Below are 24,351 nucleotides of genomic sequence, written 5' to 3' on the forward strand. Positions count from 1 at the left end.
TATTAAACAAATGACCTATTAATTTTATTCGCAAATAGAGTTCCGGAGAAATACTGGGGCGACCTTTGTTAGGACTATAAAGTTTTTCGGTGAGTGCATTAGCAAAAGAAAAATCGACTAGTTGATTTACTTTCTTCAAAAAATGGGTTTCAGGAATTAACTCTTCCAAATCCGAACCTGAAATACTTTTCTTCCCATTAATTGATCCTTGCATACAAATAATCTAACTCATTGAAAATAAATTTGGATTAGATCATTTTTGATAATTTGAGTAAAGTTTTTTCATATTTTTCAACAGGCCGGGTGGTTTTTTTAAACTTTATTTGATAATTACTCCTGCTAACAGAACTATTACAAAAGGCACCAACTAATTATCGTTTTTTGGAAAAAAATATTATTGTGTTAACATACAATCTATATAATACATCCCTATATTTTCCCAGCAGAGAATTCGTATTTGAATCACGAGAATCAAACACCCTATACACAACTCCATCCCAATGCCATTTTGGATGCAGTTGAAAGCACGGGGCTTCTTTGCACCGGCAGTTTAATCGCACTCAATAGTTATGAAAACCGCGTTTATCAAATAGGAATTGAAAATGATGAGCCCCTCATAGCTAAATTCTATAGACCGAATCGTTGGAGTTCAGAAGCTATTTTAGAGGAGCACCAGTTTTCACTTGAATTAGTACAACATGAAATTCCCATTATTTCACCTCTAATTATTAATGACCAAACCTTACACCATTATCATGATTTCAGATTCGCACTCTTTCCAAGGCGCGGAGGTCACGCACTAGAATTGGATAATAGTGAGCAACTAGAATGGATGGGCCGCTTTATAGGGCGCATACATAGAATTAGTGCATTCAAATCATTTGAGCATCGTATGCAATTAAATCCTCTAACATATGGGCATGATCCTTACAAACTTCTACTTGAGCAAAATTTTATTCCTGATTATTTAATACCTAATTTTTGCAAAACAGCCGAAACGGCATTACAAAAGATAGAACAGATATTTAAATCTATAGTTCACGTTGATCAAATCCGCTTGCACGGCGATTGTCATGCTGGAAATGTTTTATGGAACGAATCGGGTCCACATATCGTGGACTTAGACGACTGCCTCATGGGTCCTGCAATACAGGATATTTGGATGCTTCTTTCCGGTGAACAGGAACAAATGGATTTACAATTAGAGAAGATTTTACGAGGTTATTGTGAATTTCATGATTTTAATCCACGAGAATGCCATTTAATCGAGGCATTACGTACACTACGCATGCTTCATTTTTCAGGATGGCTTGCAAAACGCTGGACAGATCCAGCTTTCCCCTTGAGTTTTCCATGGTTTAATACGCCTGTATATTGGCAAAATCAGATAGTCAATCTTAATGAACAGATTGAATTACTAGATCAAATTGAATGCTAATTGATGGGCCTATCTGCTCCTTAACCACTCAAATATAATAATTTTTTAATGCAGCAAGGAGTCGGTACCAATAGCCTCATCCAAAGGATGAAGAATCTTATCCATCACAAATTTTGATTTTTTGAATTTTGATTATCTCGTAAATTCATAACGCCTCTTTTTTTATTTTTTCATGCTTATACCCTGTTTGTGATGGATAAGGTACCGGCCTGTTGTAAAAGATGAGGAAACTTTACACACTCTGATAAAAATGATCTAATCCATCAATTTTAATTGAATAACAAGAAGTTAAATGCAAGGAAGAATTCTCGACAAATCCCAACATACTGATTATTTATCACTGGATAAACTAATACCTAAAAAGCACTATTTAAGAAAAGTTAATGAATGCATCGACTTTTCATTTATTGAAGAGATTACCGAGTCTTGCTATTGCCCCAATAATGGACGTCCTTCAGTTGCACCAGAATTATATTTTCGAATGATGCTGATAGGTTATATATTTTCCATCAAATCGACAAGACAACTAGTTCAAGATATTCATTATAATATTTGCTACCGATGGTTTTGTGGATTAACACTAAATGACTCTATTCCCCATCACGCAAGTTTGAGTCGCATTAAAAAACGCTATACGGTTGAGGTTTTCGAAAAATTTTTTCAATCCATTGTCGAACAATGTCAGCAAGCTGGTCTTCTTCAAAGCCAGAATGTGATGACAGATAGTACGTTAATTCAAGCAAATGCCTCGTTGAACTCGATGAAGCCATTAAATAAAGAAGTTCCTAAAAATATAAAACCATCTAAAGATGGCATCTCTGAAAATAAGTGGCATATTTCTAATAAAACTCATCGGAGCAAAACCGATCCTGATGCAACGTTAGCTTTTAAATCAGGAACATTAAGAAGTTTAAAATATAAAGCACATGTGTGTTATGATAGTAAAAGCCGTGTAATTAGTGCCATAAAGATTACAACTGGAGCAGTACATGACTCTCAGCCTTACTTAGACTTAATAGTTCAATTAAAAAATAAATTAATGTTGAGAGAAGTTATAGCAGATAGAGCATATGGTTCTGGAGAAGTTATTTCATCCCTGAATGATATGGGTATCCAAGAATTTATACCATTATTTACTACACGTAGTGGTAAAACTCCTGATAAAGAAATACATGGAATTAATTATGATGAGATTAAAAAAACTTATATTTGCTTTGCAAATATTAAATTTAAACCAGGAAAAATAAATTCCGAGGGTTATATTTCTTATCGTACCCATACAAAAGATTGCCGTGAATGCTCTTTAAAAGCAATTTGCCAAGTGCCTCAAATGAAGAATAGAGACATTCGAGTTATGGCACGGCATATTCATGCCGATTTATTTCAAAAAGTGAAAATTAAAATGGAAACTGAGGAATTTAAAGAAAAATTACGAGAACGTTTATGGAAAATTGAAGGTGTTATGAATGAATTAAAAAACTATCATTGCCTTTCAAAAGCGAAGTATCGTGGTCTTGATAATATGCAGATCCAGGCCTACATAGCTGCTGTAGTGATTAATATTAAAAGACTTGTTAATTTTCTTTTGTTTTCAGTTATATCACATTGCATGATCAAAAATAGCGCATCTTTTACAACAGGCCGGTACGTTATCTATCTCAAATAAGGTATCTGTTAAATTAAAGTTAAACCTTTACCACTCCTCAGCTGAATTAAAATGCGCGGCCCATTTTAAGGCCTCGAACTCAAATTAAGAGATTTCTTACAAAATTATGCGCTAATATGAATAAACGGAGAAGATAGTGAGGCTTCATGTAAAAGTTCGTCCTTTGAGTGATTTGTCTTTACGGCCCATGTCAGAAGCTTTGCTTTTTTAAATAATCATTGAACATATGATCGCATTGGCATAATTACTACCTGTTTTCAACGTGTTCAGCACTTGATTATTTGCTTTATTGAAATTACCTTGCCCTAAATAGAAAAATCGATAACCATATTCTAAAAGTGCTGGACCAAAAACCGATTAATTTTTACGCCCAATCTAGCTGTGGCACTGAATGTAGTTAATGTATGGCCAGAAAAAATTTTATCCGGTATTGTTATACCATCCAGTGAGTGCTCCTCAAATCCATTCACCTTTAGGAAGTTTTGCCCTATGTCGGTATCAATGGTTAACGCGTATTGAGGAAATTTTGTTTTAATCGTCGATTTTGCAATGACATACACAAAACCAGCTAGATTAGCTAGTTAATTCTTAGCCATTAATCTAAGAACTTCCAAAAGAACTGATTTTTCTTTTAATTTTAGCGTTTTTAAAAATATGAATATTTTTTAATTGAGGCGATATACTTCTTTAATAATTGATTTATAATCCTTTCTAATAAAAACCTTGTAATAGAGAGTAATGTATGTCGGCGACTAAATCATTAACCAATTTTTATGGATCGTTTTTTTGGAAATGCGCAAAATTTGCTATCTGCCCCTATCGATTAACGATTAATGCCTTCCTGGACTCTGATCACCCCGATCCAAATGATCTTGCTTTAGGAATCGGTGCTTGTCTCGTTTTATCAACTATAGTTCCGATTTTACCAGCAATTAGCTCCATAACTATTGCAATTGCTTCAATTGCAGCAGTACTTGCACTAGCCTCTATGTTTGTCACTTATCCTTTTACTATATTATCTGATGCATGCAGATCCGATCATTCACATAGTCGCGAATTCGCATTTTGATAAATTGGTGGCTTAGTTTGCACATAGCCTCGATTTCCAGAGAACTAAGTGAGCTTTGGGTAAATCTGCATTACCGAAGGCAGACTTACCCAAAGTTTACCGCATACTTCAATATGCCAGGCGTACGCCAACAATTTGTCAATTGATTTAAATAACAATATCTTGCGAGTATATAAATCATCTCTAAAAATCTAGTGATGGGTAACAAAGTATGTAACATACTGTAGTATAACCATAGTTGTTTCAAGCAGTTTTAGGCAGTGGTTGCTAATTTTGTTACATTGCAACATCCTGATTTTATTAAATGTTTTTCTTGATCAATGTAGCTACGAACCAGGGGGTCGGAGGTTCGAATCATTCCGGGCGCGCCATTTTCAAATAAAAATCGGCTCTTCCCCATTTCCAGGGCACTAATCAAGTCGCTTTGCAAGTTCCTGATACTATGGTAATCACGGTTGCCGATAGAGAAGCGGACATTTATGATTTATACTGCAGACTATTGGCTCATTCGATCCTCTTCTCTACTGACTATTTCACAATTGTTTCATTCTTATCGACACAAAGGATAATTCCTATTGTTGAGTTATCATCTTTTCCGCCCCTTATCAAATTATTTGATATCAGATATAAATATATCCAATTAGATTTAATTGATTTATTTTGATTCAATTAAGACCTATATCATCAATTACGAGCCTTCCAATGAAATTCCACACCCATGCTAATAGAGAAAATCATCCTCTGGCTTCATTAATTCCTCAAAATATATGGTTTGAATTTTTTAAAAATAATGAGATCCCTGACTCCATTCTGGACTTGATGGGGTCCACCGATGATGAAATAAAAAATGCCGCCATAGCCAATGAACTTAAAACAAGAGAAACTTGGATAGCTATAGCAGTCAGTCATCCTGCATTAAGCACTAAAGAACTTATAGAAATAGGAAAAAAATTAAACCTTGATGAGTCGTCGCAACTAAACCTTACAGTGATGTTGGAAGAAGGTCCTCGCACGAGAGAATTACTCAAAACGCTTTCTGAAAAAGAATTCTACTCACACTCACTTTCGGAAAGTTATTTTCTAAGAATACAAAGAGCGGCAAAACTAGGACATATTCATACCCTAAAGTTCCTTGCAAAAGATATGACAGCTAAAGCATCAGTAGAAAAAATAAACATCGATTGGGGGGCTATAATTGCAAGGGACGATTATGAAATGTTCTACCGTGCAGCAGAACGTGGCTTTCTTGAAGTCCTCAAATACCTCGAATCATTGGCTCCTGAGAAAATCACCGACATGATTAAAGCCAGTAATTTTTATGCCTTTGAATTTGCAGCCTGCTTTGGCCATTTACATGTTCTTCAATATCTTCATCAAAAAGAACCAGACATACTCCGAAAAGCACTTCCTCGGGCGGATTTTATTACTTTTATACGGGCGATTATAGGCAGACATTTAAATATCCTCCAATTTTTTGAAGAACATGTTTCCAGAGAGCTCTTTCAAGAGATGATTAAAGCAAATAATTTCCGTGGTTTTAGATACGCCGCAAAGTTTGGCTCCGTTGATATCTTAAAATATTTGGAAGAGAAAGCCCCTCAAGAATTGCAAAATATGATTGCAGCAGATAATTTTAATGCTTTTTTTGCAGCGGTAGAACAGGGACATCTTCCTGTGTTGGAGTATCTGAAACAAAAAACATCAAACGAACATTGGAATAGGATCACAAACTTACTTTATGGATGTTTTACAGGAGAAATTCGCGCCAATAAGAATGAAATAAGACGCTATTTATTAGCTCATGCAAATGCACATTCATTTGACTATATAGAAGCTCATGAAGAATACCGGGTAGATTATGTTGAGCCTTTTGTGACAGAAAAAATGACCGCTCTTTACACAAAACGACTCGAAGCCCAAGCACAAAACCCCAATGCGGTCTTTGATGTGGAACCTCAGGAAGCTCAATTATTGTTTTACATCGCCCGTAATCTCATTCGGAGAAATGAGTTCCTGCTCATCGAGCATCTCCGCTTTTTGTTATGCATTCCTGCTGTTAAAGCCTTGGCTCATGCTGGACCTTATATTTGGCGCACCAATGAATTACTGCGCCTTGCGCAATCCGTAGGTAATGCAGCAGCAGCTAATTTATTATTAACGATTCCTGAGGTACGAACCCTTGCAGAACAAAATAATTATTATCTGGACGAGCAGCAAGGAAGGCTCAATTTAGCCGAGTTAGCAGCAAACCATGAGTCGTCACTTATCGTATTAACCCAAGGAGAACAACAACGGTTGCAGGCAGCCATCAACCGTTATCAGCCTTTATTAAAACAAGGCGGTGTGAATCAAATAATGAACGAGTTACGCACTAAGTTAGAAGCTCTTTATCAAGAAAATCCTGCCCGCTTGACAATTCAAGAGGAGTCTCTCCAATTACCTCTAACTTGGAATGCTTTTCAACAACTCCAGTTAACGTCCGAGCAAGAACAACGGGCATTAACAGCATACTACCAAAACAAAGCACACACTGCTTGGCGATACCTCTCTAAACCCAATCCTTGGATGCATCACCAAGCCAGTTACGTCAATATCAACCAGGCACAGACCGCACGTTGGTCTACTTTTGAGAAGTACCAAACCCTTATTAGCATTTTATATTTAGCCACAATTGATGAAAATACCCCTTGTATTGATGGTTTTACCTTGATAACCCGTCTTCAACATTTTATTGATGAGCTTGCTCATATAGGACGTGCTCATAATTGGGATAAAAGTAGACTAAATCACCAAGGAATAAAGGAGCAATACGATGACCTCGAAGGCGATCGACCCAGTTGCTTTTCAGGGGTGAAACGCCGGCTCTTTCAAGCGGTGCTGGGTCATCCCTTACTGAAACTACTTACAAAAGACATTATCAAAACGGAAATCAACGAATTTCTTAGAGCGCATTTCGAAAAAACAATAACAAACAGTAATATCGTTGCTGTCAAACAAGCTTGGGATAAAAACATTGAGGAGGGAGATTTAAATGAAGACGAGATAAAACATATCCAAAGTCTTAACGTCAGCTCTGAACAACAACAGGAATTTACACGATACTTATCCAACAAATACGGCCCCTCTTTTGCAAGCGATCACGAATTGATGCGACAGGTTGATGATGCTTTTTCATTGAGTACCTCATCTTCACACTTATTTAAACATGGAGGGATAATGGTGGAGTTTTTTAACCAACTTACAGAAGATGTGTCGGACTCAAACTTACCGCACAGTTCTGAGCCAGAAGTCCTACACTTAAATCCTGCCCCATCGAATTCAATTTGCGTCACTGAGCAACACGCGCTTGACAAAACAGTCCAGGTTCCGCTTCATTCATCCAATGAAGTTCCAACCAAAGAATCTTCCTTAGAAGAGAACACCAAAAAAGAATTTGAAAGGAGTGAAAAACTCCAGGAACTACAGCGTGAGATGGAGATTGCTGAAGCAACCGATATTTTAGAAAAAAGTAATTTTATGACTCATCTCAAAATTATTCAAGAAAAAACGAAGGAGTTTGAGCAATATGCTCTTAAGAATCCCCAAAAATATAAAAATGCTGCCAAGGCTGCAAGAGAGTTATACCAAGCCCTTGAGCATGCACGTCTCGATTTTGTGAATAAACCCGAAGCGATACAAAAAAAATTAGATGATTTTAAGAAAACAACTGGAGAAGCGATATCACATGCTCGACCCGTACTCAAAGAACATCGTGGTTGGAAACAAGTCTTAGCAGATATTGCCAGCGCCATAATTACACTAGCTACTGGGTTTTCTACTTATTTTGTTACCAATCGTTTTCGCTTATTTCAAGTGCAAACCGACGCTGAGAAGAAACTCCTAGATTTGGAGAAAAACATTCAATCAATTACGACTCATGATAAATAACAAGAGCCCCCAAGACATGGGCAAAGTAGCTCTTGAAATGGTCATTCAGTGACAGAATGAATATTATTTAAATTAAAAAGCATCTTTTTTGTTCAGTTAGATATGAAATCTAATTATATCCTGGGCGTGTTAACAACTCATCCCCACTGCCCACGTGCCGCGACTTGTTCCTGAGAGATGGTCACAAAAAGTGACCCTTATTCCATGGAAAAATAATGAATTTTTTTGAGGTGCATGAAGATATGTGATCCAATATAGTTTCGACATTACAAGGGTTCGCAAACAGTTCAAGAGAACCAATGCCCTGAAAAAGCATATTAATCCAACCCGAATACCGATAGGGGAAAAGGAAATCTGGCGCTGGCTTGAGAATTTGAAACAGTCTACGGAATTGTTGTGTCAGCCATCCCGATGGGTTCATATTGGTGACAGGGAGAGTGATATATATGAGCTGTTCTGTATGGCTCAGGAGCTGAGCACCCATTTTCTGGTACGCACTTGCGTTGATCGTCTGATTGGGGATGGAAAACAGACAGTTGCCGACAGGATGGAGACTGCAGAAATCCAGGGAATGCATACCATTGAATTTCTGGATGCAGAAGGTACTAAACAGGAAGTCAGTCTTGAGCTTAAGCATGAACGCATCCAACTGTTGGCCTGTCTCCAAACAGAAAAAATATCCTTCTCTTGAACTTACAGTCATTCATGCCGAAGAGAAAGAAACACCTACAAATAGGGAAAGAATTGTCTGGTAACTACTTACCGATCTGCCCGTTAACTCGATGTCTGACGCAGTTGAAAAACTGCATTGGTACGCGTTGAGATGGAGAAATAGAAACCTTTCATAAGATATTGAAATCTGGCTGCACGGCAGATTCATCGAAACTCAGAACAGCTCAGAGAATAACCAATCTTATTGCCATTTTCTGTATTTTGAGCTGGCGAATTTTCTGGATGACCATGATTAACCGCTCCTCACCTGATGCGTCTCCAAAGCAGGTATTCACAGTAGAAGAAATAAAACTACTGGATCAATTGATAAAAACTAAGCTACAAGAGGAAAAAACTGAAAGTTTGGCTTCTTATCTCATAAAAACGGCCAGACTTGGCGGATATCTCGCAAGAAAATCAGACCCTCCTCCTGGATTCATCGTTATTTGGCGAGAGTTTTTAAAACTTGCAGATATCCTTCATAGATATCTGCTGGGGAAAAATACTTATGGGTAATTGGAAGAGGCCGTGAACGGTTACGCAATCCGCTTTGAATTTTTAAAGTTTTTAGATAAACCACAAGAAGATCTGCATTAATTGGAATAACCCTGTGTGAGCTTTATTATTTGGGAATATATTCCAGACAAGCTTATACTGTCATACAATCTTAGCCGGATAATGAAATAACTTTTAAAGTTTCATTGTATTTTCAGTAATGCTAACAGATTTAAATTTCTCCAAAGATTTAGTGAAGCGATACTTATTTTCACTAAACATCGTTTCTACCAGCATATTATTTCGAGTACTAAATACGCCGCACTCTCTTTCATTTTCATCAAAAACAGACCAGAATCCCTTTGTTACATAACCTTTGTCTTCTTTAATAACATATTTACCTTGATATGTATTGTTAAATTCATCTACCGACAGATTTAATTTCTTAATGATAGGTGAACATGAGTTATTGTTTTCAATTTGAGAAAAATCATGGCTCGACGCTGGTGTGAACAATCTATTTTTTTCAGTTGTTGAGTAGGAAGGTACAATATTCGGAAATTCTTGCTTTTTAGAAATTCCCAGTCGTTTTCTTAAATCATTAATAACATCAGAAGCTTCTTTGACTGGTTCAACATAAGCACGATTCGATTTATCAAAGTTATGGTGAAGTTTATCATAATTAGATACATCAATTAAATCTTCTGTAAAGGAAATTTTAATTGCGATAAATCCGATATAGTCCACGTATAAATTGGCTGATAAATTGGTTTGTGCCTCTTCCTCAGTTAGTACCATGGACATGAATGCATCATTTATTTCTGTTTGATAATATCTTGTGATGCAGGGCTCGTGGCTATTACAAATTTTAATGGCCATTGTGTTGTACGTCCATTGACTATTTTTCGCATTTTCATACAGCGCTATTAAAACCTGATGTTTGGGTAAGCCTTGAATATTAACTTTCATTTTTTTACTTTAAGACTAATGGGAATCAAATTTTACCACTATGATTGTAGATCGATCAATACTAATCCGGTGACACGAGTTGCTTCATAAGTAAACGGTACACTCTTCAGTTCAACTTGTAACAGAAACAGGTTAGCTTCGTGAAATTAAATACTGATGGAAATGCATGTAAACTTTATAATCCGATATCTAACTAAAAATTGGCCGCAATTTTTAGTCAGCAAGTTTTTGGCGAAAAAATAACTGTTAATATTAGTAACCCAAATTTAAAATCGATTTCAGTAGAATGTTTAGATTTTTCTAATCTATCTAACTTTTTTGCAAAATTAAATTCACCTATTAGTACCACCATAACAATTGAAAAAAATAAAGATACAATTAAGAAAATTCTATAAATAATTTGTAAGAGATAAAATTTAATTAGGAGGTTAGATTAGTATTCAGCCACAACCTCTTAAATAATAAAAATGAATAAACTTAGACTTCATTTACTCTTCAAGCGTCTCTAGATTAATGGGATATGTTAGAAATTTTGTTCACGGTATTTAGGCTGGTGTCATAATTTGGGACATATTATTCGTCTTGTTAAGAGTCGCAACAAAATTATACTTTGCTTCGCTGTAAGTAGTTTCCCCTCAGTTCATGTTCTTCTTTTTCATAAAAGAACATAGCACATTCCTTGTTGTTACTGTCGCTAATTGTCCAGAATCCCTCCATTAAAATTCCTTTCTCCTCTATCAGTGAATAATGTTCATTATACCTGTCATTAAATTCGGATACGGTGATATCAAGCCCTTTAATCAAAATTGAATTATTATTTCGTTTGGGCTTTTCTGTCTTTGGTTTTGCAATTTGTTTTTATTTTGTCAATTTGATTAAATATTGTCAACCTTTAAGAAATAACAGGTTGTATTGGGTTCTCAATCCAAGCAGGTAATACTTCTTGTGGCGTAGACCCACTAAAAAATCCGTAGTCATTGGTGAACACTTTTTCTTGTTGGGCAGAGACAAACCCATGTAATTCATGTAAAGGTAGTTGAAGACCTTTTTCGCTGCAACTTTTCAGCCAGAACAGGATAAATTCTTGGCGATCCGCCTCATCGACATAGAATATTTCATGGTCGACGAATGCACAGAGAATGAAATAAAGAGGTTCCGCATAATTGAGTGGAATGTCTTTTGGTAAAATAAGCTGGAGCTCTTGGCTGTTTTCAATGGCTTTAACTTCAGGTATTAAATATGGTGGTAATTGTAATTCCTTGGCTAATTGCTTGAGATAGATATTCGTTTTGGCAATTAATCTTGTGACATAAACAGCTGGGATATGCTCTTCTATGAAATCTCTGAGCCTGCTAACGTTTACTGGTTGATAAAATCGGGTGAGATCATACCGCGCTTTTCCTATTCTGGAGATAATAACCTCTTCTATTTTCTGGCATGCATCTTCTGATAATAGGCCATCCTCTTTTAATTGATGAATCGATGTGGGTTTTTCAGGTAAAGAGATAGGATTGAGTATTTCCTCCAGTAGCTTAGTATCCTCTATCGAAATTTTCCCGTATAAGATGCGGTCTGATATACTCTTTTCATTTCTTCCTAAAGCAAGATAACAGGCGCAGTTGTCTTTTCTTATGACATAAGTATTTTTTAGATATAAATATTGGCTATAGAGTTTATCCGTAATAAATATCATTGGTTTTTTATATAATTCTGCTTCTTCATAATAATATTGATAGTCCCAGGGTAAAAGGTCTTTAAGCAATAAGTAAAGTGTATGCCGAATATCTGTTGATAGGGAAGTGTTGGGTAAAGTGTTCACACTAATTCTTATTGACTCTTCTATTAAGGATAATTTTGGTACAAATCGTAAAGGCAGATTAAGTTCCAGTGCTTTTGTTTTTAAAATAAGATTAGCTAAATTTATCATTGGGTCAATGCGACAGTTATCAGGGCGATCTCTATTAAGTTTTTCACCTTCATTATAAAAATGAAAGTAATCTTCTGTGCCTACACTTAGCTTGCTTATTAGGTACGAGGCATTGCCATATGAACCATATGATAAAGAATATAGCAAGAAGGGATTGTCAGATTTATCTAGTAACACATTAATGGCTTGCTTATACTGCTCTCGGCTACCTTGGCAATAATTATGTAAGTTCGTTACATTTAGAACAGTTACGGCACCATGGTTTTTGTCTATGAGCTCTTTTAAGAGAATACACTCGTTTGGTTTAAACAAATCAACTTTGGACCATGAAAAATAAAGTGAGTCAACGGCTTTTTTGCATGCTAAAAATCGTTCTTCTGTCGATAAAAAAAACTTTTCTTTAATGATATTATGGGTCAAATTTTGCCATAAACAGTCAATGCTATTTTTATTATTAACTAGAGGGTTAGCGAATTTTTCATCACTCATTTCTTTGTAATATTGTTCAAACTCTTGACGGCTAGAAGCTTTTCTCATGCATGATACTAAGAATTGCGTATATTGATTAAGCTGGGTATTCACATCGTTACATATAATCAGATCGGCATGTTGTGATATTTCTGGTGCAATAGAAAGGATATGAGACTCACCGATCAGGAGGGCAATACGAAGATTAGTTGTTTCTTTTGCTTCCAGTTCAGCTATTTTATCAAGGGTAATATTCCAATTATGTTCATTAGAGGTCTCATACAAGGTAAAATATTTGCCATTCTGAAGTTGATCTTCTTTGTTAATATCTGCACACAAGGCTTCGGCATCATTTGATTTTTTGTTATGGAAGGGTTTGGAAAAAAGCATAGTGAATATCACATTTAAATTCGTTCTCGAGTCTAGCTATTTTTGACTAAGCCAATTCTAACTAGAAGTGCGGCAGAAAAAAGGTAGTTTCGGCCTCTAAGTGCAAATTTCTGTTTTTGTATATTCAATTTGTTGAATGCAAAAATATTAAAACAGAAGGGACTGTCACATGAAGAATTATATCCATTTAACGTTATGATCGACAACGTTTATATACTTATCTTGATATGAATCTATCGATAAGAACAATGTTTGCTGATAAATATAATAATCCAATTTACTATTCAAATGGATATGCCTGGCACGGATGAAAAAGATATCAAAGTATCTTTTTCTGATAATACCTAACCATTACTGATGAAAAATCTATTTCAACGAAAAATCAAGCGTATCGCTACCTCGTTAAAAATTCTCAGACATCCGACCGAGCCCCAGAACTCACTCGCCGATGCGGCAGGTTAAAGGCCGCGAGCGTCCTGTTTCCGGAACATTGCTCTGAACCAGCAAAACGTATGCCTACACCAATGACTTAACGCCTGCAGAAAGATTTACTCCGCACCTTCGGACTGTCTGCGTAAATTGCAGGCTATCGCGGTCTCTTCACCTCGGCTTGTAGCCTTCCTTGGCGAGCAGTAAAGGATAAAAAATTTATATCTCGTGAAATCAGTTACGGCAAATATGAACGAGTTATTTCTTACCTTCAACATTAGACATAGATAAAGCTATAGCATCTTTTAAAAAAGGAATGCTTTGGGTAGTCTTACCGAAAAAATCTGGATCCAAGGGAGGATCACAAGATATTAAAGTTGAGTACGTCTAAGCAATACTTCGCACGATTAAAGTTTGAAAAAAATAATAGCCTCGTAATCGCACAAGATATAACCTATGCTATTGAAAATGTCAAACAAGGACTGTCTATAAAATGAAAGCATTAATTTATCAGGGACCAGGAAAGAAAGCTTTAGAAGAACGCCCCAAACCCACAATTAAATACCCTTCTGATGCGGTGATAAAACTTAAAAAAACGACTATTTGTGGAACTGACCTACATATTCTAAAAGTGATGTAGTTACTTGTACACCTGGTCGTATCTTAGGGCATGAAGGTATTGGTATCGTGGATAATGTAGGTTCAGGAGTAACCGAAATAAAACCTGGCGATAAGGTAATTATTTCCTGTATTACTTCTTGTGGTAAATGTGATCCTTGTCGCAAAGGAATGTATTCTCATTGTACTAAAGGTGGGTGGATTCTTGGGAATACAATCGACGGCACTCAGGCTGAATATGTGCTGATTCCTCAGGCTGATACGAGTCTATACAAAATTCCTCGAGGAGTTAATGAAGAGGATTTAGTCTTACTCAGTGATATTCTACCTACAGGCTTTGAATGTGGTGTATTGAATGGCAAGATACAACCAGGAAGCACTGTAGCTATTGTAGGCGCAGGCCCTATTGGTTTGGCAACACTACTTACCGCCCAATTTTACTCTCCTGCTGAAATTATTATGATTGATGTGGATGAGAATCGTTTGAACATAGCGAAACGCTTAGGCGCAACTCAAATTATAAATAATCATGATGGTAACGCAGCAAATAAAGTGATGCAGATAACCAATAACAGTGGTGTAGATACAGCTATAGAAGCTGTAGGTATCCCAGCTACTTTTGTTCTTACTGAGGATATTGTGGCTGCAGGCGGTACAATTGCTAATATCGGAGTACATGGAACCAAAGCAGATCTCCATCTGGAACGTTTATGGTCACAAAATATTACCATTACTACCCGATTGGTCGATACAGTATCCACACCTATGTTATTAAAAGCTTTATGTGCTCATAAGATGGATCCACACCCATTAATCAGTCACCATTTTAAATTTGAAAACATTCTTGAAGCTTATGATACTTTTGGACATGCAGAAAAAACGCTGGCATTGAAGGTGATTATCGATTTCTCATAAGCAATGATTATGGATTATATTGAAAATCGAACTTTTGATGAAATAGACATTGGTGATTCGGCAAGCCTTAGGCGATGAAATTACTGTGACTGTGCGTCATAAAAAGACTAAACAACATCAAATTGTACTTGATTGCCACTGCATTAAGCAAAGAAGGGAAACCATCATAAGTGGTCTTGCTACAATTATTGCACCAACTATCAAAGTCAAAAGAAAACGGGTTGAACTCCCTGAAATTGAATTCAAAAAAATAATAAGACCTAATTTATAAGGATGATAAAATATGCCCACTACCCTTGCTGAAATAGCTGAAAACGCTCGCAATATACACTTTATTGGTTTTTTCGATGTTAACGATACTGTTTTTCTTGGGGATTCCGAGAAGCGGGTTGACAGAGAAATAGCGACTTTAAAGGCGTTAGCTGAGAACTATTCATCTATATGGGATCCTGAGAAAACAACAGAAGTAATGACCTATAAAAAGTTTGTAGAGCAATACTTAGCTTCCGGTGATAAGCGCGACTCTGCTGTTGAAGCTGCGCGCAATGCCTTGTATAAAAATTTTATCAACTTTCTCAAAGAAACAAATAACCCATTGTTGGTCGACATTGAAACACAATATCATCAAATTCAGAAAAATCTACAAGGTGGCTGCATTGCTTCTTCGTTTATCAATTTAATACGTGAATTAGAAGAGAACGGATATCAATATACCATCATTTTTAGAACGTTCGGTAAGGACATAAAAGCCGTTACTGACGAGTTATCCCAAAAAACACACATAAAGAAGTTCAAGCTTGCAGATGTAAAGGCTGGACAATTACATATTGATGAAGATTTGGTTGTACAAACACCAGCGGAATTATTAGCGCACATTAAGCCATTTGAACATGCCGCTTGGCGAGATTCATTTCTAGATTGGAAAGCGACAGGAGAAACTTATACAGGTGGAAAACCCTATCCTGTCAATCTGGAAGATAAATCAACTATGACAATCTTTTTTGATGATAATGTCGGCAAGCAAATAGTACGCGTTATTCCAGTAAACGGAGATGTCTTTGAGCAGCAGGCATTGCAAGATGAGCTTAAGTCAGCAAATCGACTAGTGAGTGTTAACACCCGAGATGCTTTTGTTAATCCCGATTATTATACTCAACGTGTTGTACTTGCTTATCAAAAACTATTATTAGGACTTTCTCCCTCACCAGCAACAATACAACGTGAAGGACTCAAACGATTTGGTCAGTTCAAGTCTCCTGTTCCAACTAGAGTGGATGTCTCGTTAGAAGATGTTAACAAACTGACAGCTTAAAATTTTGAAAATATATATCCTTTAATTATCGCCGCTTTCAAATTGAGAAATTGCAATATCTATCTCTAGTATAATTTCAATATTCTTTGTCGTTGATATTCTTGGTAACCATGTGAAGGTTCATGCAGGAATCCTCACGACACAAAAGCGGCTTGTGATGTTTGATACTGCCTGCAAAAAATACACTTCAATACAGGCATTTTCTGCTGATGCTGGATATTGTGAAAGTGCTAAAACTGCATATTTAAAAAGAATAACAGATATCTTTTTTTAGACTGGAAACACTAATACCTTTTCATACTCCGTCCTGATAACTCTTCAGGCTTTGCGCACAAGTTTAATTATAAAGGTTTCTACAATCACATCAGATAAGCCTAAAATTTCAGCAGGAATCGGAGTAATTCGTTTGCTCCTGCGGGTATTCCTTTCTAGCAAATTGAACACGATTAGAGTGGACTAAATTCAATGCAAAGACACATAGAACCTTCTTGGTAGGTGGGTTCTAGCTTTTTGCCTATATCGCAACTCATTCTATAATCATTGAAACTTTTGCCACTAAATAAGATTGAGATTTTTTTTACCTTGTATTTCAAAACCTTGTTTTTCATAGAATCCAATAGCGTTTTTATTATTTTCCCAAACCATTACATCCATTGTTTTGAATTTTTTCTGACTGGCATCTAAATAACATTGCTCAAGATGTTATTGTAAATATTAAAAATAAATTGTAATTTGTTTTTGTTTTTTTACAATTCGCGACAGACAGGAGTTGTAAATCGATACAATAATGCGATCATTTTTACAGGATAAATAGGGAGAAAATCCTATGAAAATTAGAGAAATTAATCATATTTTTATTCCTTTGGCTGATGGATGTAAACTGGCAGCCAAAATTTGGCTGCCAGAACAACAAGCAGATTTGCCTGTCCCCGTTATTTTAGAATATTTACCTTATCGAAAGCGTGATGGGACTGCGATTCGTGATCAAATAACCCACCCATTTCTTGCTGCTCAGGGATATGCCTGCATACGAGTCGACCTTCGAGGATCTGGAGAATCTGATGGTTTGTTATCAGATGAATATACAAAACAAGAGCAAGACGATTGCCTTGAAGTTTTAAATTGGATTGAAAAACAGCCGTGGTGCAATGGAAAAATAGGTATGATGGGAATTTCCTGGGGCGGATTCAATGCACTACAAGTCGCCGCACGTCGTCCCCCTAATTTACACGCAATTATTTCACTTTGCTCTACAGACAATCGATACACTGATGATATTCATTATATGGGCGGCTGTTTATTGAACGATAATTTTCAATGGTCTGCGACCATGTCTGCCATGATGTCTAGGCCGCCAGATAAAGATTTGCTAGGAGAAAATTGGCGACAAACATGGTTAAATCGATTAGAACATCAAACACTACTCGCTTCCACTTGGCTACAACATCCGCAATATGACTCTTATTGGAAACAAGGTTCCATTTGCGAAGATTGGTCTGCCATTCAATGTCCGGTTTATTTAATAGGAGGCTGGGCAGATGGATACACCAATACGATTCCACGTATGCTTGAATCTTTGCAAAGCCCTCGTAAGGGTTTAATTGGTCCATGGGCTCATAAATATCCACATTTTGGCAAACCAGGACCACAAATTGGCTTCTTAAATGAAGCCTTGCGTTGGTGGGACAAATGGTTAAAAGGTATAGAAACAGGAATTATGGATGAACCAATGTATCGTGTTTGGATGCAAGACTCTATTTTGCCTGCCCCCTATTATGAGACACGCCCCGGAAGATGGGTGGCTGAAAATCAATGGCCAAGCAACAACATACAGGCAAAACAATTATTTTTTGCCAATACCAATCAATTAAAAGATCTTCCATATTCGTTTGGAAATGTGGTATATGGTACTTCCCCTCAATCAGTGGGCGAAACGGCTGGTGCTTGGTGTGGTTATGGTATGAGCCCCGAAAAACCAATCGATCAACGTCTCGATGATGCTCGCTCCATTTGTTTTGATAGTGAGCCGTTATCTAAGCCAGTAGAAATTTTAGGCTCACCTATCGTCGATTTAGAGCTCACGGTGGATAAACGAGAAGCATTTATTGCTGTGCGTTTAAATGAAGTATTTCCAGATGGTTCTTCTGCACGTGTTTCTTATGGTTTACTCAATCTCAGCCATCAAAAAAACAATGAAGAAGTGACCCCCATACAACCAGGGGAAAAAATAAAGGTCAGCGTTCCATTAAAAAACGTTGCTCATTCATTTGCACCAGGAAATCGTATCCGTCTGTCTATATCAACAAACTACTGGCCTTTAGCTTGGCCTTCTCCGGCCCCTGTTCGATTGGGTATTTTAACAGGAACGAGTTCTCTCTCTCTGCCTGTACGCACACCTAGTGAAGAAGACAAACACTTGACTGCCTTTGGCCATGCAGATGGAGCACCACCTTTAGATGTCATTTATTTTCGTCCAGCTTCAGGCCAGCGTACCGTTGAACGAAATCTCGGTGACAATACCGTCATCTACACGGTTATAGAAGATTCTGGTGATATGTTGATCAAAGATATAGGTTTAAGAACCGACTATATTCAGAAAGAAAAATACAGCATTCGCGATGATGATCCTTTATCGGCAAAAATCAATATTGAAACCACGATTGTAATGAGCCGCGATGAATGGAAAACCAAGACAATAACCCAATCTGAAATGCGTGGTGATGAAACCTATTATTATTTAAATGTCAATTTAGAGGCTTATGAAAATAATACCCTCATTGCTTCTAGAAAATGGGATGAAAAAATACCTAGAGTCTCTGCGGGTAAATCCCTTTCTTTTTTTAAGCCCGTTGCAACGGCTCAAGAGGACAAATCATATCCAACAGATTATGTTAATCGCGGCTTTGTTTCTTAACTCAGGAATAGACCAGTTTAAAATAGGCCTGACTGGCACCGTCAACTTAACCTTGAGCTAAACTGAATTAAGTTGACGGTGCCTTCCAGAATGTTATAGCAAACCCTTTTTCTTATTAGTGTTTATCTATATTAAGAACTGTAGGGCATGCTCTGTTGAACGGCTCGCTATTTTGTTCTTGATAATGCCACTCCAATTAAGACATAAAATAGTTATCTGCAGCGATGATACTCCTTCCGGATACTTCTAAATTAAATTTATTACAGTGAATAACAGCCATCCTCAGGACCAAATTCTTTTGGTAATAGCCCTTTTAGTGATTCACTTTTTAAGTATTCCAACATCTCAGGACCATGAAGTTTTTCTGGTACAGAAGATAAAATGCTTGTACCTGTTGAGCTTGCTGTGTCTACCGCGAGTTTTCTTAGTTCTAAATCCCCCATAATTAGAGCAGCATCATCAGGAGTTAAAACACGTTGCCCCGGTTCTAACTCACCTTCTTTTCTCATTGTGTCTATTAAAATTTCAAGATATTCAGGGTTTTGTGTAAGCACGATTTCTACAGCAAGTGCTCGTTCACGGTAGTCAGGATTATGAAATGTTTCTACCAAACATGATGACATAGGCACTAATCCTAATTTTGGCCTTCCTGTACCAACAACATGATAAATCTTATCTATACATTTATCTACATCATACATTCCATCAAAATGCACCCCTTTTTGCTTACCAACTATTGCGCATATTTCATTCACTTCTATGGTAAGCTGAGTGACATCAACAGCGTCCTTATAATAATCACCAGAACTCAACGCTAGTTCGGTTGCTCGCTTTTGTTCTTTTTCACACATCTGAGGGCACATTTTGGCTTGCTTACTGATGTTAGAGAATACAGCAGGAAGACATCCTACTATAATCGCCCCATCACTTGGTAACCAATATCTGTTTGCTCCATAACAATTAGCCGTTAACATATTACGAGTTAATGATAAAAGATTAGGATCGCCGCCTCTTATTACTTGACGAGCTATGTCACTATGCTCTACATCTTCAAAGGTTGTTGTCTTTGATATTTGAGTGAGCTGATTAATTTCCAACATATTGAGAAGTTGGTTTCTGGTTACTCCCCGACATAGCTGATTTGTTCCTATCTCTACAAGCTCAGGATCCCATTGTTTCAAACCTTGTAAGCCAATTTTTGAGATAGCTCCAATTACACTTCGATTTAATTTGCTTCTGACGACTTTATTGAACATAATAACCAATCTCCTTTTGTGATTGATATTTAATCATTATGATTCATCTATAATCATATACTAGAGGAAGTTGATTCGCAAATTAGTATTTGTTGTGAATCAGAAAATTATGAGCTTTTCGCTGCGCACCAAGAAAGGCGCGATAGCCTGTGATTTTCGCAGACAATTCAAGGGATAGGGAGTAAATTCCTGCCAATGTTAAATTCATTGGTACTGGCATGCGCTTTAATATGCCGCATTGACGAATGAATTCTGTGGACAGGGATGTCCCAGAATTTATAATAAGGTGGTGACACGATTTTTTCCATTTCATTTTAAATTGAAACAATCCGTACCGAAAATTAAGGATAAGAAAATGTTTTTAAAAACACTATTTAAATCCATACCAAAAGACATTCTTTTAGTTAAAGAAGTGCATGCTGCTCATAAACCAAGTATTTTTTATGCTGAGAATAGGTGGCGGCATAAAAACATGGGAAAAACACTAGATTACATTTTTGATCCTCATCAATTCATTGAATTAGAAAAACAATCACAATCTAATTTAAATCAATGGACACAGGAAAAAATACCCCTACCCCATTCAGTTGAAGTAAGTCATAAAGATTGGGGTCTTGCTACCTTTGAAGCAACTAAGAAACACGGTGTTCTTTATTCTGTACTCAATATGGCAAATTCAATTTTTCCTGGGGGTGCGGCTTTGCAAGGAGGAAGCGCCCAAGAAGAAAATATATGGAATAGAAGTACCGCTGCTCGAACTTTATTAGACAAAAATATTTACTTTGATAAAGATTCTAATACATTTCGCTATAATGAGACTGTGAGTAAGCTCTTAGAAGCTAAGATAAAAATGACTGCTCATGAATCTCAGGCCATAGGGGAACCAGGCATCATACCCTATAAAGTATTATTTCTCCGAACCCCAAGTATATGTTTCAGAGGCCCCGAAGTACCACTTATCACTAGTGGTTTTGATACATATAGAAGTATAGCGGACAAAAAAGAAAGTTTTTCCTTTCTTCCCAAATCAGATGTTTTTCCATTTTATGAATTAAGATCAGCAGCTCCAGATCTTTCTTCTGAATTATATACAATGGAAGGACAGGTACAATATATAGATGATTTAAGACGACGTATAGCCGCCCAACTCGACACACTTATCTTGGAAAAACAACGCCATGTGATTTTAGGTGCTTGGGGCTGTGGGGAGTTTAAAAATGATCCGGAACTAGTGGCGCAGATATACAGTGAAGAAATTGAAAAACGAGCTGATTTGTTCGACCATATTGTGTTCGCAATACTGAATACCAATTCACAAGATAACTTTACAATATTTGCTGAACAACTCAATGGTATGAAACTTGGAACACATTATGCTGATACGACTTTAAAATGTAAAGAATAAAGGACGTGTAACCACTATCGATACTGCGTTCCCGGCTTAAGACACATAAAGCACCTTAAATTAAAGATAAAGATTGTAATGAAAATTTGGTTGCTATTTTTTGCTTGAAATTTCATGATCATATTTATTTCGGTTACCTATTTCAGGTTGATCAAGGTTTCGAATAGCTTCACCTTTTTATGGTGTCAGACTGATGATTTGCAACGACTTTTGCCCATTATATTATTGGTGACGAATACAATTATTAATTAGAATCGATTATAATCGCGCAATTATTTTAAAAAAGGGACAATTTATGCTTCGTGATCTAAAGCCATTAATGACTTTAGGACGAATCTTATTGGTTCCATTTTATTCCATGATGGATAAAATTAATGTTTTACTTCAACACTAAATTGTACCGAAAAATCCCTGAGAATCTTCGTGGAGTCATGGAATATTATCCTGATGTTGAGCTATTTGAACTGAATCAAGCTGAATATACTCAATTGTGGCAAAAAGTGTCTTCTGTAAAATATCTCTACACGAATGGCTATGAAATAAGGCCGACAAACTGGTTTATGTACGCTTTTCAATCGATTAAAGGTTGGTTAGGTTTTAGTAACAATTGTCATCCACAAAAAGTCTCATTCATTTTAAATAAACTTGCTTATTATGGGTATGTAAAACAATTTAATCAGCCGGATTTCTCATCAATAAAATACGGTTCTTTGTCATCTGAAATTTGCACCATGGCCATTCACCAACGTAATGATGAAACTACAGCTCAGTTGCAAAAGAAGTTAATAACTGAATACTTTAATGTTGAACCTTATCTTAGCTTTAATGGTTCATTCCAAAGATTATATTCCAATCATCGTTATGGCGATAGCTGGATAAAATTGAAATTATGGGAGCTTATACCTCAATTAGACCCTCAAGAAGACAGTATAATCGCAGATACTTTAAATGCTTTAGATAAGAATCACACATTAATAGAAAGTTTTTTACCAAATAGTAAATATGCTCGTGCCGCAGCTCAATATTATTTGAGTAAGGCTAAAAATATTCAAGAACCTTCATTTCTTTTACGACTTTTTTGGAAAGATCCCCGTCCCGAATATCTTGCACGAGCACTTGTTTATGATCCCGAAATTGCCAGACAAGATACTGAGAATTATATTAAGCATCATTTGCAGCAAAAAAAATACCAAGATGCATTTAACTTATTGGGAATTTTGATACCAAACAATCCTAAATTAGTTCTAAAATATTTGTTAGAAATTCCAGAAATAGAGCGCAATGAACTCATTCAAAAAGACTCACCAATCGCCGCCGTCATGGCTCAATTTTATATTGATAAAATGCACTATAAGAGTGCAAAACAATTTTATACCAATATTGAAGTGCTAAGTCCTATTACCGCATTTAATCTTGAAATTGAAGAACATAATTATATGCAAGCCTATGATATTTTTAAAAAATATGCTTGTTTACAACACCTTTCATCGCCTAAACGAAAAGAACTTGCTGAGCAATTCTTCATGAATGCTGAAACAGCCTATAAAAATGGAAAACCTCTTAGGGATGATAAACAATGGCATGCAGCTGAGCAGTACTATCTTCAAAGTTTAGAGCTAAAAAAGGCTGCTTATCATCTCGATCCATCTGAGGAAAACCTTGAAAATGTATACACACATAAGCGATTGTATGCTTTATTGTTAATTCATGCTGATATAGATCTTCATAAGCCAGAAGAAAGTGATATTACGTCAATTCACAAAGCGCTCTTACTACTTAGAGAATGTAATTCAAATATAGAAGAAGAGCAAATTTATCACAAACATGCTCTTATAACTGGTTTGATGCGTCAAGTAGATATGCTAAGAGAGAAAATTGCAATGACGTATTCAGATCATTCTTTCATCAAAGATCACAAGCTCAAACACCAGGAAGCAATCTCTGCTTTTATCAAAATATTGAAAGAGATAATTAATTTATTGGAGGGAGCTAGAGACAAACATCTACGCATTAAACTAGGTAAAGCACATTATTTACTTGCCGATGTACAAGATTTTTTTAATATTAATAGCCCTGATATTAATCAGCATTATAAAATGGCTATGGAAGCTGTTCCTGATAATCCATTTTATTTACTACGTGCCTCAGAAATATTTCAAGAAGAAAAAGAAAAATATCAACAACGTGGTGTTTCCAAATTAAAACAAATGGGATATCAAGTAATAGATTATGTACACTGGTTTGAGGAGCGTTGGGTTAAACGAGATAGAATCATTTATGATATAAAAGATATTCATGAACCTCCCATAGAATCAAAACAGGGTTCTGAACTTACTTTTTCATTTTTTTAACATCGTTCTAATAACCCATGAAAATATCAGAAAACTTATTAAAAATAATAAGTCAAAAATAGGCCTGGAGCATCACCATTTTTCTGATTGT

General features: G+C 36.3%; 17 protein-coding genes and 1 pseudogene. 14 read left to right on the forward strand and 4 right to left on the reverse strand.

The window, feature by feature from the left end:
• Positions 1 to 214, reverse strand: a 214-nt coding sequence (locus Lsan_RS22720) for a transposase (RefSeq protein WP_475001233.1), incomplete at its 3' end; no start/stop codon positions are given.
• A gap of 243 nt (positions 215 to 457) precedes the next feature.
• On the opposite strand from Lsan_RS22720, the gene Lsan_RS17490 reads away from it, so the two are divergent.
• From Lsan_RS17490 to Lsan_RS17515, 6 genes are all read left to right on the forward strand, one after another.
• Positions 458 to 1,438 carry a serine/threonine protein kinase gene (locus tag Lsan_RS17490; protein WP_058515412.1) on the forward strand — a complete coding sequence of 327 codons (981 nt, stop codon included), beginning with the start codon at positions 458 to 460 and terminating at the stop codon, positions 1,436 to 1,438.
• A gap of 292 nt (positions 1,439 to 1,730) precedes the next feature.
• Positions 1,731 to 3,104, forward strand: coding sequence for an IS1182-like element ISLlo2 family transposase (locus tag Lsan_RS17495; protein ID WP_058515413.1), 1,374 nt, complete (start codon positions 1,731 to 1,733; stop codon positions 3,102 to 3,104).
• Positions 3,105 to 3,846: 742 nt separating this feature from the next.
• The gene (locus tag Lsan_RS17500; protein WP_058515414.1) at positions 3,847 to 4,173 is read left to right on the forward strand and encodes a hypothetical protein; all 327 of its coding nucleotides are present in this window, start codon (positions 3,847 to 3,849) and stop codon (positions 4,171 to 4,173) included.
• 702 nt (positions 4,174 to 4,875) lie between these two features.
• Complete coding sequence (locus Lsan_RS17505) at positions 4,876 to 8,100, forward strand: ankyrin repeat domain-containing protein (RefSeq protein WP_058515415.1); 3,225 nt, start codon at positions 4,876 to 4,878, stop codon at positions 8,098 to 8,100.
• Between the two features lie 244 nt (positions 8,101 to 8,344).
• Positions 8,345 to 8,791, forward strand: coding sequence for a hypothetical protein (locus tag Lsan_RS17510; protein WP_058515416.1), 447 nt, complete (start codon positions 8,345 to 8,347; stop codon positions 8,789 to 8,791).
• Positions 8,792 to 9,060: 269 nt separating this feature from the next.
• Positions 9,061 to 9,327 carry a hypothetical protein gene (locus Lsan_RS17515; protein WP_133134330.1) on the forward strand — a complete coding sequence of 89 codons (267 nt, stop codon included), beginning with the start codon at positions 9,061 to 9,063 and terminating at the stop codon, positions 9,325 to 9,327.
• A gap of 174 nt (positions 9,328 to 9,501) precedes the next feature.
• Here Lsan_RS17515 and Lsan_RS17520 read toward each other — a convergent pair whose 3' ends face one another.
• Positions 9,502 to 10,275 (reverse strand): hypothetical protein, encoded by a 774-nt coding sequence (locus Lsan_RS17520; RefSeq protein ID WP_058515418.1) that lies wholly within the window; start codon positions 10,273 to 10,275, stop codon positions 9,502 to 9,504.
• Positions 10,276 to 11,167: 892 nt separating this feature from the next.
• A complete protein-coding gene (locus Lsan_RS17525) occupies positions 11,168 to 13,060 on the reverse strand; it encodes a hypothetical protein (protein WP_058515419.1) in 1,893 nt (630 codons plus the stop codon).
• 635 nt (positions 13,061 to 13,695) lie between these two features.
• On the opposite strand from Lsan_RS17525, the pseudogene Lsan_RS23205 reads away from it, so the two are divergent.
• The 6 genes and pseudogenes from Lsan_RS23205 to Lsan_RS17545 form a co-directional block, all read left to right on the forward strand.
• A pseudogene (locus tag Lsan_RS23205) lies at positions 13,696 to 13,880 on the forward strand (Hsp20/alpha crystallin family protein); the annotation flags it as partial.
• 102 nt (positions 13,881 to 13,982) lie between these two features.
• Positions 13,983 to 14,129, forward strand: coding sequence for an alanine acetyltransferase (locus Lsan_RS23210; protein ID WP_237762189.1), 147 nt, complete (start codon positions 13,983 to 13,985; stop codon positions 14,127 to 14,129).
• A gap of 47 nt (positions 14,130 to 14,176) precedes the next feature.
• Positions 14,177 to 15,022: a zinc-binding dehydrogenase gene (locus Lsan_RS17530; RefSeq protein ID WP_237762191.1), complete on the forward strand. Its 846-nt coding sequence runs from the start codon at positions 14,177 to 14,179 to the stop codon at positions 15,020 to 15,022.
• 49 nt (positions 15,023 to 15,071) lie between these two features.
• Positions 15,072 to 15,293 (forward strand): hypothetical protein, encoded by a 222-nt coding sequence (locus tag Lsan_RS17535; protein ID WP_058515420.1) that lies wholly within the window; start codon positions 15,072 to 15,074, stop codon positions 15,291 to 15,293.
• Positions 15,294 to 15,305: 12 nt separating this feature from the next.
• Complete coding sequence (locus tag Lsan_RS17540; protein ID WP_058515421.1) at positions 15,306 to 16,334, forward strand: hypothetical protein; 1,029 nt, start codon at positions 15,306 to 15,308, stop codon at positions 16,332 to 16,334.
• Positions 16,335 to 17,160: 826 nt separating this feature from the next.
• Positions 17,161 to 19,248 carry a CocE/NonD family hydrolase gene (locus Lsan_RS17545; protein WP_065236324.1) on the forward strand — a complete coding sequence of 696 codons (2,088 nt, stop codon included), beginning with the start codon at positions 17,161 to 17,163 and terminating at the stop codon, positions 19,246 to 19,248.
• Positions 19,249 to 19,508: 260 nt separating this feature from the next.
• On the opposite strand, the gene Lsan_RS17550 is transcribed toward Lsan_RS17545, so the two are convergent.
• Complete coding sequence (locus Lsan_RS17550) at positions 19,509 to 20,504, reverse strand: hypothetical protein (protein WP_058515422.1); 996 nt, start codon at positions 20,502 to 20,504, stop codon at positions 19,509 to 19,511.
• A gap of 355 nt (positions 20,505 to 20,859) precedes the next feature.
• On the opposite strand from Lsan_RS17550, the gene Lsan_RS17555 reads away from it, so the two are divergent.
• Positions 20,860 to 21,909: a poly(ADP-ribose) glycohydrolase domain-containing protein gene (locus Lsan_RS17555; protein WP_058515423.1), complete on the forward strand. Its 1,050-nt coding sequence runs from the start codon at positions 20,860 to 20,862 to the stop codon at positions 21,907 to 21,909.
• Between the two features lie 374 nt (positions 21,910 to 22,283).
• Complete coding sequence (locus Lsan_RS17560) at positions 22,284 to 24,260, forward strand: hypothetical protein (RefSeq protein WP_058515424.1); 1,977 nt, start codon at positions 22,284 to 22,286, stop codon at positions 24,258 to 24,260.
• The last annotated feature ends 91 nt before the right edge of the window (positions 24,261 to 24,351 follow it).

The organism is Legionella santicrucis, from assembly GCF_001468135.1.
In the GTDB taxonomy this organism is placed as follows: Bacteria; Pseudomonadota; Gammaproteobacteria; order Legionellales; family Legionellaceae; genus Legionella; species Legionella santicrucis.

Coding starts and splice junctions, on each gene's coding strand:
- Lsan_RS17520 (WP_058515418.1), bottom strand. CDS start 10,275: ATGAAAGTTAATATTCAAGGCTTACCCAAACATCAGGTTTTAATAGCG.
- Lsan_RS17500 (WP_058515414.1), top strand. CDS start 3,847: ATGTCGGCGACTAAATCATTAACCAATTTTTATGGATCGTTTTTTTGG.
- Lsan_RS17560 (WP_058515424.1), top strand. CDS start 22,284: ATGTTTTACTTCAACACTAAATTGTACCGAAAAATCCCTGAGAATCTT.
- Lsan_RS17495 (WP_058515413.1), top strand. CDS start 1,731: ATGCAAGGAAGAATTCTCGACAAATCCCAACATACTGATTATTTATCA.
- Lsan_RS17505 (WP_058515415.1), top strand. CDS start 4,876: ATGAAATTCCACACCCATGCTAATAGAGAAAATCATCCTCTGGCTTCA.
- Lsan_RS17545 (WP_065236324.1), top strand. CDS start 17,161: ATGAAAATTAGAGAAATTAATCATATTTTTATTCCTTTGGCTGATGGA.
- Lsan_RS17515 (WP_133134330.1), top strand. CDS start 9,061: ATGATTAACCGCTCCTCACCTGATGCGTCTCCAAAGCAGGTATTCACA.
- Lsan_RS23210 (WP_237762189.1), top strand. CDS start 13,983: ATGAAAGCATTAATTTATCAGGGACCAGGAAAGAAAGCTTTAGAAGAA.
- Lsan_RS17550 (WP_058515422.1), bottom strand. CDS start 20,504: ATGTTCAATAAAGTCGTCAGAAGCAAATTAAATCGAAGTGTAATTGGA.
- Lsan_RS17540 (WP_058515421.1), top strand. CDS start 15,306: ATGCCCACTACCCTTGCTGAAATAGCTGAAAACGCTCGCAATATACAC.
- Lsan_RS17555 (WP_058515423.1), top strand. CDS start 20,860: ATGTTTTTAAAAACACTATTTAAATCCATACCAAAAGACATTCTTTTA.
- Lsan_RS17525 (WP_058515419.1), bottom strand. CDS start 13,060: ATGCTTTTTTCCAAACCCTTCCATAACAAAAAATCAAATGATGCCGAA.